The organism is Ferrimicrobium sp. (genome assembly GCF_027319265.1).
In the GTDB taxonomy this organism is placed as follows: domain Bacteria; phylum Actinomycetota; class Acidimicrobiia; order Acidimicrobiales; family Acidimicrobiaceae; genus Ferrimicrobium.
In genome coordinates this window covers 1-13,359 of record NZ_DAHVNP010000075.1, presented here as the reverse complement: position 1 = coordinate 13,359, position 13,359 = coordinate 1, and the positions used below count along the sequence as shown (strand labels likewise).

Below are 13,359 nucleotides of genomic sequence, written 5' to 3'. Positions count from 1 at the left end.
CGCCTTGAGAAAAGGGCCTTACGTCGTCAAGCTGGCTAACTCAGAACGCTGAAACCTGAGCCAAGCAACGCACCAAAATCGATCTCTGGATGGTCCCGCATCACCGTCTCCAACCTGATGAGGCTCTCGAAAAGTGCCAACGTGGTACCATCTTTCCGGTGGAGTACTCGTACTCCCGGAACCCGCCCCATCTGCGTGACCCCTTCAGCCGTGATCGTTCTCGCCACGCGGTACGGCGTCGACAGGTATTCGATCAGTGCACCAAACTCGTGTTCCATGCGGTATTGGAACACCTCAAACTGCATCTGACCAACTGCGGCAAGTACAGGTAGCGGATCCCCGTCACCCTCGTAGAGCACCTGCAACACTCCCTCACGCTCCAGTTGATCCACGCCCCGACGAAACTGCTTCGCACGACCAGGGTCCTTCACTCGAACTCGTCGGAACATCTCTGGCGCGAACTGCGGAAAAGATGGGAAGACAACCGGGGTTCCCGCGTACAGCGCATCACCGATGCGCAGCTCACCTGCGTTGACGAGACCGACCACATCGCCTGGGAACGCAACATCGACTGTCGATCGATCAGCGCCGAACAGCGTACTCGCATACTTCGTAGAGAGGGTGCGTCCCGTATCAGCATGCGTGAGATTCACACCCCGCACAAATTTACCCGAACAGAGCCGAACGAACGCCACATGGTCGCGATGCGATGGGTCCATATTCGCTTGGATCTTGAAGACAAAACCCGAAATTGGTGCCTCCAACGGCCGTAGCTTTCCATCAACAGCCTGCCGCGGTCCCGGCGAAGGTACAAATTCAACCACAGCATCCAGTAAGGCGCGCACGCCAAAATTATTCATCGCAGAACCAACGAAGAGGGGGCTCGTCTTGCCTTCGAGAAAGTTCACCTGCTCGTGTGTAGCACCCACTGCGTCCAACAGGGTGCACTCTTCAACGGCGTTCACCCAATCTGAACCCGCTTCGGCCTCCGCAACCGAGGCGTCGAGCTCAACTTCAACCGCAAGCGTCTTTCCACGAACACTCCGTTCAAAGCGAGTAAAGCGCTTGTTTCGTCGATCAATAACCCCGCGAAACTCCCCAGGGATACCAACCGGCCACGTCACTGGGGTCGGTCGAACCCCAATCTTGTCCTCGATCTCATCGAGAAGCTCCAACGGCGACTTACCTGGGCGATCCAATTTATTGAGAAAGGTCAGCATCGGTAGACCCAGGGAACGACACACCTCGAACAGTTTGAGCGTCTGCGCCTCAACACCCTTGGCTACGTCAAGGACCATCACCACCGCATCTACCGCAGTCAACACCCGATAGGTATCCTCTGAAAAATCACGGTGACCAGGAGTGTCCAACAGATTGATCAGGCAGTCACGATACTCGAACTGCAGCGCGGTAGAGGTAACCGAGATGCCCCGTTCCTGCTCCATCGCCATCCAATCAGAACGGGTATCGCGCCTTCCCGCCCGTGCTTTCACGGTGCCAGCCTCAGCAATCACCCCAGCGTAGAGTAGGAACTTCTCCGTTAACGTCGTCTTCCCAGCATCAGGGTGGCTGATAATGGCAAACGTACGTCGCTTGGAAGCTTCCTCGATAATCTCCCGTCTCTCGGCATCCGCTATTGCCATATCACCGCCAAATCACCCTCTATCCCATCGAGAGCCCACGCTTCCCACGCACGCCCATGGAACATTCTACAAGCAGACAACCTTAGCCAACGAAGCGGAGAGCACCAATGGTTTAGCGGCCAGCCGTATACCATCAGTCGAGGTGACGCGGCAGATCGATCCATGAGCACCAACGAAGCCAGCAATCGAGGTCGTCATATGATCGCACCGCACAACAAAGGTCCGGCACCTCCCGGTACCGGACCTTTGGTTTAGGGCTAGCTCAACCTACCTCGTAGGCAAGCGAGGCTCAATCAGCAGACGCCGGCCTCTCAAGCTGGCTCGCACGTTCGATCGCGTCCTCAGTCTCTTGGCTCCCTGAGCCGGAGGCGACACCCCAATAGTAGAAACCAATCGCGACCACAATCACGACCACAAGGTCCCACGGATAATGAATCAGGCCATGCAGGTGGTTGTACTGGCCACCGAAACGCTTGGACCCAAAGTACGTCTCCAACAGCGAGACAGCAATGAAGGCAATCAACCAAATACCCTGTTTCCAGGCTTTCGCATTGATTTTCGCTAGATCACCACGCGCTGCAGAGACGATGAGATAGACAATGATGCCAATGGCATAGCCCACCGTGAGCTTCCAGACAGTCTCCCAACCGCTGAAGTAGATAATCAGCGCACCCATCACATAGGCAACAGGGCTGATGACACTAGCGCCACCAAGTCGATAGGGACGATGCGCTGAATCATGATGGCGTCGGAAAACAGCAAGTGACACTGGTCCCATGATGTAGGTGAACACGGTTGCCGAGGAGATGACGCCGACCAACGACTGCCATGTCGGGAACGGAAGGAGAAAGATCGCGGATGCGATAAGTGTCGTGACCATGGCATACATGGGGATACCAGTCTTGTCTGAAATCTTTCTCCAAACCTGTCCAAGGTAGCCGTTACGCGCACTACCGAGGATGACACGAGGAGTGGATGCGAAGTAGACCAGTCCAGTTCCGGATGGAGACAACACCGCGTCAGCATAGAGGATCGTTGCCAGCCAGCCCAGACCCAACGCTGAGGCAACCTGGGCAAACGGCGATGTCAGGCTCAGGGACGCCCAGCCATGCGCCAGTTCATTCTTAGGAATGGCAGCAATAAAGACCACCTGCAGAAGAACGTAGACGATCATACCTACAACGAGTGCGGTAATGATCGCACGGGGTGCATCGCGCTGTGGATGCTTTGCCTCCGCAGCCATCTCAACAGCCTGCCTGAACCCTAAGAATGAGAAGACGATTCCTGCAGTTGACACCGCCACCAATACCCCAGCAGTCCCATATGGGGCAAAACCGTGGGTGGCAGGGGCCGAGTAGTTCGACCAGTTCTTAGCCACAAACAAGATGACCAGGATGGTCAGTGTCGGAGTCAAGAACTTCAGAAAGGTAATGAAACTGTTAACCTTCGCATAGAGTTTCACCCCGTAGATATTGATCACAAAGAACAGTACAAGCAAGAGCGCTTCAACGATGTAGTCGATAGGTTGCTTGCCAGTGAAGGCACCGTTCACGGTCGAACCAAATCCCTTGATGTAGTGTGATGCGTACTGAACCACTGCTTCAGCCTCGATGGCCGGCACTGACGCGTAGGCAATAAAGGCCGCCCAACTCACAATAAAGCCGACCAGCGGGCCGTGCGAATATTGCGGATACCGTGTAGCCCCACCCGCCTCAGGCAAAAACCCTGAAAGTTCGGCGTAGACAAGAGCGATGAAAAGACACGCTATGCCACCCAATACCCAAGAGATAATTGCTGCGGGTCCGGCGGTCTGCGCGGCATAGAGCACCGCGAACAGCCACCCCGATCCAATAATTGCACCGAGCCCAGCAAAGCTCAGATCTAAGTAGGACATCTCCCTGCGGAGTCGTCCCGTCTGTCGTTGACCAGTCTGCACATGTCCCCCTTGCATATCCTGCAGCCCACCTCTTTAGAGGAGGAACCGTGCACAAAAAATACCATAACTACCTAAACTTGTCTAATCGTCACATCAGCAGTGCTACGCGATCGCCCGGTTGGCCCTCGGCATGCATCCAACCGTACACGACGAGAAGCGGTGTTCCTCCGCATAAAAATACGGCACCTTTCCATAGTTCTTCTGACATGAATAGGGTCCGCAAGTGTGCATCCCTGGCAGTCAGCATCGACCTTTAGAATCATTCCAACCTGTCCACGGTGGAACCGCTGATATCGCAGGCATGCACCTCACTGGTGCTTGGTACTGCGAACGAAGGTTATCGGCCAAGATCCACGCCAAAACCACGACAGCGGTGGGTTGCGGCACGCCCCTTCCGCGAGAAGTCCGATGCCGTCACGGCCCAACTCGTATTCTCCACGACGACATTTAAACTACTGCTGTTGCACCCAGTGCTATGGGAGTAAGGCGCGACAGTGATGCAGACACTCATCGAGTCGGGACATGCTACTGCTACACCCCAGCTAAGCACTCTTCTGGTCTAGTTGAGGCCGGTGCCCTGTTCGTTCCCGGGCTCTCATCGGGTACAGGCGGCAGTTCAGATGATGGGTTGACTTATCACCTGGAGAGAGGATGTAAGACCAGTAACAATACTGGCCGTGCTTGGAGAGACAAGAACGACTCTTGGACAAGTGAGCATGAAGTCCGAGACGAGAACCTTGTAAAAGGTGCGTCATTATGAGTGGACTCACTATTAATCACTCAGATGCAACGGTTGAACGCGGCTAACCCGTGACTTTACAGGCACATGTCTCTGAGACTCTCAACCGCCGGCGTAACAGCTCGACCGCGCTGGGCCCGCGGCTTAAGGGCTAGACCTTTCCCTAAAGCCTTCGCCTTGCCCGTGGCCCTGTCAACGCTGAGTTCAGCCACCGCGATCTTGAACTTGCGCCTCTCTGCCTTGAGCTCTTTGAGGCGCTTGACGTCAGTATCTTTCATACCGCCGTAGCTGTTCTTCCACCTATGCCAGGTGGTCTCGATCACCCGTGCGTCTGGGCCGAGTGTGCCCTTTACGACCGTTACACCCCCTTTTGGCAGCGTATCGCCCGTTGACCGATCGGCCCGTAGCACGGAGTGCTATAGTGACAATATGGCAAGAGACGTCACACAACGGGAGCTTCGAAACGAGAGCGGTCAGATCATGAGGGCGTTAGACCAGGGTGAGAGTTTCGTTGTTACCCGAAACGGCGTTCCCGTAGGCGAACTGACTCCCCTGCGACGCCATCGATTCGTGAGTGCCGAAACCGCCATCGCGATGTTCCGCAATGCTCCAAGCATTGACCTAGACCGACTTCGCGCGGACCTTGATCGCGTGGCATCCCAGGACACCGAACCTCGTGCCTGAATCTCGACGTGTCAAACGAGGAATCCTCGACACCTCCGTGGTGATCGACCTGGAACGACTTGAGGCAGAACAGCTCCCGATTGAGGTCGCGGTCAGCGCAGTTACCATGGCGGAACTCGCAGCTGGCCCTCACGCGACCCAAGACGTGAGAGAGCGCGCACGCCGACAGGACCGATTGCAGCGGGCAGAAGCGGCCTTCGATTCACTCCCGTTCGACGCAGAGGTAGCTCGCGCTTATGGCCGGGTCTACGCCGCAGAGATGGCGAGTGGACGCAAAGCACGCGGGACTCGAGCCCTGGATCTCATGATTGCCGCGACCGCCTGTGCCGCAAAGCTACCGCTCTATACACGCAACCCGGAGGACTTCCGAAGTCTGCACGGTTTGGTCGAAATCATCACGATTTAAGCTACCGCCCGAGGGGCAACGCCAGTGGGCTAATTCTAGTAGCTCACCCCACCCCACACCGACCGTCTGTCATTGCGCAACTCGCAGATGGGGAAAACTCGTAGGGTTGGGACAATAATCAGCAAATTCAATGCTTGAGCGATGAACCGCTATCTGCCTAGAGCTCTGCCGAACAACCCACCCCCAAAATGAGGAGAAAATGAGAGGGGGTTACTGGGGATTGGAAGGCCCCTCGTACCTCTGACCTGCTGGTTGTAAGCCAGCGCGAAGTTGTCCGAGTACGTAGTGATAGTGATCGAGTACGTCTCATTTTTGCAGCTCATTCATGTCCTTTAGAAAAAATGGTAAGACGTTCTCGGACGCAACTGTTGGGTGAAAAGTTGGGTGCGACGCATCGAGAGTGCTGCGGTACGGGTGGCCATCACCTCGTATGCCACAATCTGTTGTCAGCCAATCAGACCAGTCCCCATCATCAACTTGACTCCCGCAGTTCCACAACCGCTACATCTGGCTGTCCCAAATATGTCGCCAACTCTTTATGCTTCTAAATAATTGGAGAGGCCATATCCCGCCAGCGGCAATGAGATATCTGCAAGACAATCACCTTGGGTGGTGGGCCATGCAATGCGGCAAGTTCGCTAAAGTCACTATCTCTAGTTACTATGACAAAATTACTTTCACCAGCGAACGACCAAATCTCACTGTCCTTTGCACCTTCGAGTCCGACGAGGCTAACGTGAGAACTTTCCGGAAAACAGGGCTCCAGGATTTCGAGCATCCGACGCGATAGATTTTCATCTAGAAGAAGCTTCAAGCAGTGACACTCACGCTGCGATGTTCCCGTTCAGCAGCATACGCCAGGCACGCAAGAATGTCTCCTTGCTCCAGTTCCGGATAGTCTTCGAGGATCTCCCCTTGTGCCATACCTGAAGCCAACATTGCCAGAACATCATGGACTGTAATACGTAGTCCGCGGACGCAGGGCTTTCTGCTCCGCTTCCCGGGTTCTATAGTGATGCGTCCGCCGGTATCGATTTCGATTCCCCATTTCACTGGCTAGGGACATTCCCTACGTACCACTGCACCTGCTTCACTTCCACCGTGCGACACTTACCCCAACGGGAGCTGTCCTCAAAACTAGCATTACCTTTTCTGAAGAAACCCAGCCCACAATCAGAGATGTCGAGCGGATTGTGTCGATCCCAGAGCTCTTGGCAGTGTCGAACCTTGGTTGGGCTAAAGTCACCCCAGCCGTACTAGCGACATGTCGCGATCGCGTCGTTAATGGTGGTTGAGGTGTTCCAAGTAAGCTCCGACTCGATGAGCGCTACTGGCTTACGTTCTTGCTCAATCACAAGCCGTACAAGTTCACGCTCAGCCTGTCGCCTTGTGCCACGGAAACGAACGTTGCGATGCTTGACCCTCCCGAGGCTGTCTCGTCCGATGAAAACTCGGAGCTCCCAGGTGTCTGGCTGGACCACAAGGCGCAAGCTTCCTGCCATCAAATCCTTCAACTTCGAAACATTTGTTGGGTGTTTCAGTGGCTAGGAGCCTTGTTAGCTTCGGGAAACATGCCCTGACCTGGTGGGCCGTTTGTGAAACTCATCTGAGCTGGGCGAATGTCCCTCTCTTCAAGGTAGCTATCCTCTGTTAACTATGCGACTATCCTCTTTTAAGTACGGCCCTAGAGGCGATTTGAGCTGGGGGTTGTCATCGTAGATGAAAGGGGGAACATAGACTCTGCTCAAATTTGCACTGCGTCAGGGTAAACAGTTCTCTCCTGAGCGATGCCGGTAGATGCGCCACCGCCTCCCACCTAGGGGAAAGTGTCCAGCTTGAATACGCGTCGAGTGCATAGATATGCATGCTCATCGCTATAGCAGAGAAAGGCGACTCTAGCCCTCGTGAGATACTTCAGCAGAGATAGCCAGACCGAAGGCTCACGGAATTCTTAAGCACAACCGCGGTATTTTGTGTGGGTAGGTTCCTCCAACAGCACTGGGAAAAGAACCACATGGCAAACGTAGACGATGTTGCAGCAGCAATATTTGCCAAGACAAGTGAGATCGACACTTTCAAACTGCAAAGAGCTTGTCTATTGCTCGCCAGCATGGTGTCGAGTTTGGAAATCGAAACCACCGTTTACTGAAGAGATCCAGGGCTGGATTAACGGCGCAGTAGTTTAAGCGGTCCACAACACCTCAGTACTTTTCTGTCTCAGAGTGGCCCTCCGATGAGCGAAGTCGACTAACTGCAGGCGAACTCGAGGCCGTGGAGAGTCTTCCGGATGCCTAATGGGCAGCTCGCAGATTACCAGTCGACTCAAGTAACACACAGCGAAGCATCTAGGGGCATTGGTTTCAGATAACATATCGGCTGAAGAAGTTCTGCATGCCCAGACGATGGATCCGTCCGACTCCACTCATTGGCTAACCCCGTTGTTCACTCGGTGTGGCTACGACATCCGCAACTCTTCGTCGTCATGGGTTGGATTTGGAGAATCAGGTTCAGCCGGCGACCTTTCAGCTCGCAGCTCTTCCGGCCCTTAGCAGATTTATTCACCTAGAGCCAGAATCCAGGTGTCGTCGAGGTATCCGTTGTCGCCCCTACCTCCAAACAGGACAACCTGACCGTTCATTGCATCATAGGTCATGCAGGCCTCTTGCCTCGGTGTAGGTGACATGAGAGGATGAAGCTCTCTCCAGTTCTCCCCGTCAAAGATCCAGGTGTCGTCGAGGAGACGGGGGTTCCCTTCGCCGCCATAACCACCAAAGAGCAGAACACCTTGTTCGTCTGGATGAGACGCCATCACCCCAAATTGGCGATGAGCAGGTCGAGTTTTCAGGTCGAGTTCCTGCCAGTTCTCCCCGTCAAAGATCCAGGTGTCGTCGACAAGTGGAGAATCCCTCTGTTCTCGCGGGAAGAAGACTCCTATTATGGTCTTTGGACCGGCTATGATGCCGCCAAAGGTGACCACTTGACCAGATCGAAGCTGCGCCGCGCTTGCCTGGTGAGCATAGCTAGGATACCGAGATTGCCTTAATTCCTGCCAGTTCTCCCCGCCAAACATCCAGGTGTCGCTCAGGTTCTGTTGTGACCACACTCGCTCACCAGTGATCGGATTATCGCCACCTACCGGCGAAAACCTGACTCCCGTGACGAGCACCAGCACAAGTTACTGGCCGCTCGTGCTGAGGGTCGCCTTGTCGGATCAACTTCGGCCCAGTTGCATCCGTCAAATATCCAAGTGTCACTATAACTACCTTGAGGAGCATTGAATCCACCAAAGAGGACGACGTTCGCTCGCACTTCGTCATAGGCGATGGACGCGTTTGCCCGATGCGAAGGTGCGTTACTAGTCTCGAGTTGAATCCAATCAGCCTTTTCGTATTGTGGTGTTCCCAACGACATTCCCTCCAGCTTCACGGCGTTTCATCTCGACAACGGCATTAGTTTTCAGTACGTTTACAAAGCAAGCCTCGAAGTGCCCTGAGAATCTAGAGCCTATCCTGGAGCCTATCAACCGCTGGTAAGCGAACTAAGCTACGCAGATGGAAGACCCTATGTCGCGACTGTTCCTGAGTAGGTTAGCAGCCATTGATCGGCTTTACCAAATACTGCACACCGACATAGAATGGATCGCCCCCACGGCTTTCATTCGCAAACTCAATCAAGTTCGCAACGCCACCAGAGAACAAACTTAAGGTGCCGATCACTGGGGAGGCTACTCTTCCGTGCCTTGCAGCATTCAGAGCAGATGAAAAAACATCCGACATGCAATGATTAAGCTACGGTTGGCATTCCAAACGCATGGTATTGTGTAGACTGGGTCTTCTCGCATGCTCAATCGGTACTCATGAACAAGTTGAAGTATCCCATAATGAAGGGCTCTAAGTCCGAGATTCTTACGAGCTCCAACCCTTCCAATGAGGTCCAATTGCGTCCCTTCATGAGTACTGAATACTCGTCACAGTCGTACTGAGCAATGACGTAGGCTTGAGCATCCAAGGTCTGAAAGGTCCTAGCCCTGCCATCGACGACAATCGATACTGAAGAGTTGTGCGCCTGGGTCAGGAGGTTATCAGCTTGTCGGGCAACCTCAAGGTGCTCTTCGTCAGAACTCGCCTGCTCTTGTGATTCAAGCTCACCGTAGAGCATATCAGAGAACTGCTGCGAGAGGGGATTCGTCTGCAGCGTCCATCCTCTCCAAGTGGTTACAGCGAGAAGGGGCTTGTTTTGGTCATTTGGATACCCAAACCTAACTTTTACTCCGACTGCATCAATCTCCACCTGTCCATTGCGAACCGTACGCTTGTGGGGACGCCCACCCAATACTCTTGGCAAGTCATCATCAAAAGCAAGTCCGAATATTGGCAGACCGGTATCCAACATCATCGCGGCTATCCGGCGAATATTCCTCTCATGGTGAAATTCCGGTACCTTACCGGCGTAATTCATGGACCTACCTCCTTGCAAAAACGAGACACGTTGTCTCTGCCACCGTGTAGTGCTGGTTTGCTGTCATCGACAAACACAAATTTGATTTGCAATGACGTTCAACCAACCTGAGTTGACGACTCCGGTCCACCCGAGTAGCACACCCCACCATCCCATAGGATAGCGAGACTCGACGTATCAGAAACTACTGCCAAATAATCACCGCTTGGGACATTGACCGCACTGTCGCGACCATACCAACGCGTTCTAAAGGCTAGGGGACCTCCCCACGAGAAGTCATGCTCATAGTTGAGATCAGTCTCGTCGACCTGTACATGCCACTCATAGTCAGTTGCTGCTGTATCGAGATGAAACCCCGTGAGCAAACTGAAAGATCCTGGGGCACCAGAGGCAATGGTGACATAGGAAATGCCGCAATCACCACCGACTTCTCCATCAGGGCTTACTTGTGCGTTGCCTACAACAGTGTCTGCAACTGCTGCTTGGTGTCCGTCCGGCATCGTGACAATCCGAAAGCCATGCTCTTTAGCAACGGCAGCATCAAAGCCAACGATCGTCATGGGAGAAGAGGCGACTATAGGGCTTGTTGAGAGGGTGGAAGACGAATTTGTCAACCCCATCCCGGTTCCTAAACTAGCGAGTCCAAGACTGGCAGCTACAATAGCCCCACCCCGAACCATGTTCCTTACTTTCATCATTACCCCCTTATGGTAATTATCGCTACCAGAGTTATCGTCTGGTGCAATTGCAAACCTAACAGATCGTGGCGACGATTGTACGGGATTGTGAGATATTCCCGAAAGAGTATCATCTAACAAGGGGTTTGCCAGAGTGATTGTGGGAGTGCCAGTTAAAGACAGGAAGTGGTATTCGGGTGAGCAAATGATTGGCCCGAGGTGATGGTTCTAGACTGTGGGCTCGTGATCGACGATTCCGACATTGCTGAGCACCCAAGGTACTCTTTGGAAGCGCTGATCTGATTGAGGCGGGTGTGGTGATGGAGGAGGGGCCACTACGTCAAAGAGATATTGGCTAACCGTGTCGCCCTCACTTGGTATCAGCTTTTGGTAAGCCAGTATCCTCGCCCATTGAGAACGAGAAGGCCGAGAGGATCTGTGTTCGCCTATGGGGAGGACTAGATTGTGTCCCCGATTGGGTCGATGAGCTTAAGTGAGATGAACTCGGGTGATAGATCGCTTGAGATCCTCGCTGATCATATCCGTCACCATTTGATCTGGGAGCTTGAGTCCGGGGAGCGACGGCAGAAATGGATGGCTGGTGGTGAACAGGCATGGACATCAGTAATAAGGGCGCCATCTGGGTCGAAGGCACTTGGTTCTGTCCCGCGATGCCACAAGAACTCATCGATGCCACCAAGAACTTTCGAGCAGGGACCATTGATGAGGAGACCTATCGGGCCAGGATTGAGTCGCGTAGGGCCTATCGCTTTCGCCCTGCAGCCAAACCACAAGCCGATGGTAGTGTGCCGATGATGTGCCCAGCGGCCGGGGTTTCAGCGACGGTGGTGTGTCCACTCAAGAAATCGGTTCGCAAGAAGACCGCTGGCCTTGCCCACATCTCGAACCCACCTACTCACCCAGACGAAGTCTGTATCAATAAGAAGACCACGACGTTCGAGGGAGACGCAGGTGCCAAGTTTGCCCAAGCACTGCTCTTTGAAAGTCCCGAATGGAAGAAGCGTTACGCCTCTGCGCGTAACACCATCGAGAGCACCAATGCCTATCTCAAGGATGCCAATCATGGGGCTCTCCATGACGGGGGCAGGAGGCGCGCAGCAGGGTTTGCCACCCAATTCCTGTTCACGACCTTGATTGTCGTAGCGGCAAACGTTCGAAAGATCGAGACCTTCTTGGAGGACAAGGCCAGTGCTGTCGTCACCCAGTTGCCAAAACTACGACGTCGAGATCGCCTTGACAAGTACCAGGGTTATGAAGAGATACCAGCAGAGACTTAAAACAGCCTCTTATAACTAAGTACTCAAAGCACTGTCGATCCCTCATGCCCCGAAATCGAGGCGTGAGGCCTTTTTGTGTCTACCGTCGAGATCAGAGCGCAAGCAAAGCAGGATTCTGACCCATTTAGCGGCCTTGAACAGGGAAAAGTCAGTTCCTGGTGAGTTTCGCAAACGTGGATGGGGCAGTTTCACAAACGGCCCCTGGTGGGCGCTAAGGGACTCGAACCCCTGACCTGCTGGTTGTGAGCCAGCGCGAAGCTGTCCGAGTGCGCAGCGATAGTGTCCGAGTACGTCCCATTTATGGAGTTCATCGAGGTGTTCTGGCAAGGCTACTGAGATAGCCTCGGACTGGATCGGACGCTCTCGGACACAATTGTTGGGTGAAAAGTTGGGTGGATACCAACTCAACGTAAATCTGGTCCGACGATGCGCATAATCCTTGGAGAGGCGCCGAAGATCTAGTTACATGAGCCCCGAAGATCGGGGCTTTCCTGGCCTACCTAGAACGAGAATCTCTGATGCGCAAAGAATCGACTGAGTTCGGATCAGGTCCTATGGGAATCACTTCGATGTCGAATGGCAGTGACGATGACGATACCTTGGTCTTCGTCAATGAGATACAGTACCCGATACGAGCCTCGTCTCACCGACCATACAGGGTCAAGCGGTGGTCGAAGCGGTTTTCCAACCTTTCTTGGCTCAGTGACCAGGACCTCAGTAAGGAAAACAAGGATAGCTGCCCCAATCTTGGGTGGCAATGATTCCGCGAGCATTCGGGCTGCCGGAGAGGCAACCTCTAACCGGTACCTTCTCTCGGTCAATCAGTTTGACGCAGCCTGTTCGATGGACGCATCAGTTGTGCAAGCTCGTCAGCGTCTACGACATCGCCAGCTTCGACGGCTTGTATGCCCTCGGAATGGGATCGCAGCAACTCGGCATCCGAGAGGACTGCGATCGTCTCGCACAATGCGTCGTAGTCATCCGCTCCAAGCAGCACTGCGACACGGTGGCCCTTGCGAGTGATCTCAAAGCGTTCGTGCGTGGTTTCCGCCTCTGTGACGAGTTTCGAGAGTTGAGCACGAGCGTCAGCTAATGGCAGGGTAGACATGTATAAAAATCTAGCGACCGGCTATCTCGAGCCATAGTCGTAGCAGCTTGCTATTGGGTTTCTATGTCGACAAACATGAGTCATTCCTAGGCGAGCGGCACATGGAGGATTTCTCACTCTAGATCGATGGATAGCCTTGACAGGCTACACAATTGTATACTGTAGGCATGAGTACCACGATTAGGGTAAGCGAAGAAACCAGGGATCGGTTCGCGCGTCTCGCCGCCTCTACTGGCCGCCCCATGACTGTTCTTCTTGACGAGGCGGCCGACGCCCTGGAACGACGAGTTTTCTTCTCGCAACTGACAACCAGATACTCGGAGCTTCGCAATGACCCAGAAGCTTGGTCTAGTATCCAGGAGGAGCGCACCATTGAAGGTATCGCGCTACACGATCAATCTAAGTGAGCG

15 protein-coding genes are annotated in these 13,359 nt (G+C 53.9%); 3 read left to right on the top strand and 12 right to left on the bottom strand.

Features of this window, described 5'->3' with window-relative positions; genetic code table 11:
- Positions 1 to 35: 35 nt before the first annotated feature.
- The 3 genes from M7439_RS11590 to M7439_RS11580 all read right to left on the bottom strand — a co-directional run bounded on the left by M7439_RS11590 (position 36) and on the right by M7439_RS11580 (position 4,641).
- Entirely contained in the window at positions 36 to 1,643 is a 1,608-nt protein-coding gene (locus tag M7439_RS11590) for a peptide chain release factor 3 (RefSeq protein WP_298344936.1), read from the bottom strand.
- Between the two features lie 289 nt (positions 1,644 to 1,932).
- Complete coding sequence (locus M7439_RS11585; RefSeq protein WP_298344933.1) at positions 1,933 to 3,579, bottom strand: APC family permease; 1,647 nt, start codon at positions 3,577 to 3,579, stop codon at positions 1,933 to 1,935.
- Positions 3,580 to 4,395: 816 nt separating this feature from the next.
- Positions 4,396 to 4,641 (bottom strand): hypothetical protein, encoded by a 246-nt coding sequence (locus tag M7439_RS11580; protein WP_298344930.1) that lies wholly within the window; start codon positions 4,639 to 4,641, stop codon positions 4,396 to 4,398.
- Positions 4,642 to 4,798: 157 nt separating this feature from the next.
- Here M7439_RS11580 and M7439_RS11575 point away from each other — a divergent pair, with 157 nt between their 5' ends.
- Complete coding sequence (locus M7439_RS11575; RefSeq protein WP_298344928.1) at positions 4,799 to 5,002, top strand: hypothetical protein; 204 nt, start codon at positions 4,799 to 4,801, stop codon at positions 5,000 to 5,002.
- Positions 4,995 to 5,408 carry a type II toxin-antitoxin system VapC family toxin gene (locus tag M7439_RS11570; RefSeq protein WP_298344925.1) on the top strand — a complete coding sequence of 138 codons (414 nt, stop codon included), beginning with the start codon at positions 4,995 to 4,997 and terminating at the stop codon, positions 5,406 to 5,408. The genes M7439_RS11575 and M7439_RS11570 overlap by 8 nt, the downstream gene beginning before the upstream one ends.
- A 544-nt stretch (positions 5,409 to 5,952) precedes the next feature.
- Here the strand turns inward: M7439_RS11570 and M7439_RS13160 are convergent.
- From M7439_RS13160 to M7439_RS11545, 7 genes are all read right to left on the bottom strand, one after another.
- Entirely contained in the window at positions 5,953 to 6,222 is a 270-nt protein-coding gene (locus M7439_RS13160) for a DUF5615 family PIN-like protein (protein ID WP_366525267.1), read from the bottom strand.
- The gene (locus M7439_RS11565; RefSeq protein ID WP_366525272.1) at positions 6,219 to 6,443 is read right to left on the bottom strand and encodes a DUF433 domain-containing protein; all 225 of its coding nucleotides are present in this window, start codon (positions 6,441 to 6,443) and stop codon (positions 6,219 to 6,221) included. Before M7439_RS11565 ends, M7439_RS13160 begins: the two co-directional genes overlap by 4 nt.
- A 221-nt stretch (positions 6,444 to 6,664) precedes the next feature.
- Positions 6,665 to 6,910: a hypothetical protein gene (locus tag M7439_RS11560; RefSeq protein ID WP_298344919.1), complete on the bottom strand. Its 246-nt coding sequence runs from the start codon at positions 6,908 to 6,910 to the stop codon at positions 6,665 to 6,667.
- Positions 6,911 to 7,962: 1,052 nt separating this feature from the next.
- On the bottom strand, positions 7,963 to 8,574 hold the full coding sequence (locus tag M7439_RS11555) for a kelch repeat-containing protein (RefSeq protein WP_298344916.1): 612 nt from the start codon (positions 8,572 to 8,574) through the stop codon (positions 7,963 to 7,965).
- The gene (locus M7439_RS13155; RefSeq protein WP_366525270.1) at positions 8,541 to 8,819 is read right to left on the bottom strand and encodes a kelch repeat-containing protein; all 279 of its coding nucleotides are present in this window, start codon (positions 8,817 to 8,819) and stop codon (positions 8,541 to 8,543) included. Before M7439_RS13155 ends, M7439_RS11555 begins: the two co-directional genes overlap by 34 nt.
- A gap of 432 nt (positions 8,820 to 9,251) precedes the next feature.
- Positions 9,252 to 9,866: a hypothetical protein gene (locus M7439_RS11550; RefSeq protein ID WP_298344913.1), complete on the bottom strand. Its 615-nt coding sequence runs from the start codon at positions 9,864 to 9,866 to the stop codon at positions 9,252 to 9,254.
- A 98-nt stretch (positions 9,867 to 9,964) separates the two neighbouring features.
- Positions 9,965 to 10,564, bottom strand: a complete 600-nt coding sequence (locus tag M7439_RS11545) for a hypothetical protein (protein WP_308464503.1) — start codon at positions 10,562 to 10,564, stop codon at positions 9,965 to 9,967.
- A 593-nt stretch (positions 10,565 to 11,157) separates the two neighbouring features.
- Between M7439_RS11545 and M7439_RS11540 the strand changes: the two genes are divergently transcribed.
- On the top strand, positions 11,158 to 11,841 hold the full coding sequence (locus M7439_RS11540; protein ID WP_298344908.1) for a hypothetical protein: 684 nt from the start codon (positions 11,158 to 11,160) through the stop codon (positions 11,839 to 11,841).
- 545 nt (positions 11,842 to 12,386) lie between these two features.
- Here M7439_RS11540 and M7439_RS13150 read toward each other — a convergent pair.
- Together M7439_RS13150 and M7439_RS11535 are read right to left on the bottom strand one after the other, a co-directional pair.
- Positions 12,387 to 12,614, bottom strand: coding sequence for a type II toxin-antitoxin system RelE/ParE family toxin (locus tag M7439_RS13150; RefSeq protein WP_366525266.1), 228 nt, complete (start codon positions 12,612 to 12,614; stop codon positions 12,387 to 12,389).
- Positions 12,615 to 12,658: 44 nt separating this feature from the next.
- Positions 12,659 to 12,949, bottom strand: coding sequence for a type II toxin-antitoxin system Phd/YefM family antitoxin (locus tag M7439_RS11535; RefSeq protein ID WP_298344906.1), 291 nt, complete (start codon positions 12,947 to 12,949; stop codon positions 12,659 to 12,661).
- Between the last annotated feature and the right edge of the window lie 410 nt (positions 12,950 to 13,359).

Excerpts from the sequence above, each read along its gene's own strand:
- M7439_RS11575 (WP_298344928.1), top strand. The coding sequence starts at position 4,799 with ATGAGGGCGTTAGACCAGGGTGAGAGTTTCGTTGTTACCCGAAACGGC.
- M7439_RS11560 (WP_298344919.1), bottom strand. The coding sequence starts at position 6,910 with ATGGCAGGAAGCTTGCGCCTTGTGGTCCAGCCAGACACCTGGGAGCTC.
- M7439_RS11545 (WP_308464503.1), bottom strand. The coding sequence starts at position 10,564 with ATGATGAAAGTAAGGAACATGGTTCGGGGTGGGGCTATTGTAGCTGCC.
- M7439_RS11535 (WP_298344906.1), bottom strand. The coding sequence starts at position 12,949 with ATGTCTACCCTGCCATTAGCTGACGCTCGTGCTCAACTCTCGAAACTC.
- M7439_RS11550 (WP_298344913.1), bottom strand. The coding sequence starts at position 9,866 with ATGAATTACGCCGGTAAGGTACCGGAATTTCACCATGAGAGGAATATT.
- M7439_RS11540 (WP_298344908.1), top strand. The coding sequence starts at position 11,158 with ATGGACATCAGTAATAAGGGCGCCATCTGGGTCGAAGGCACTTGGTTC.
- M7439_RS13155 (WP_366525270.1), bottom strand. The coding sequence starts at position 8,819 with ATGTCGTTGGGAACACCACAATACGAAAAGGCTGATTGGATTCAACTC.
- M7439_RS11590 (WP_298344936.1), bottom strand. The coding sequence starts at position 1,643 with ATGGCAATAGCGGATGCCGAGAGACGGGAGATTATCGAGGAAGCTTCC.
- M7439_RS13150 (WP_366525266.1), bottom strand. The coding sequence starts at position 12,614 with ATGCTCGCGGAATCATTGCCACCCAAGATTGGGGCAGCTATCCTTGTT.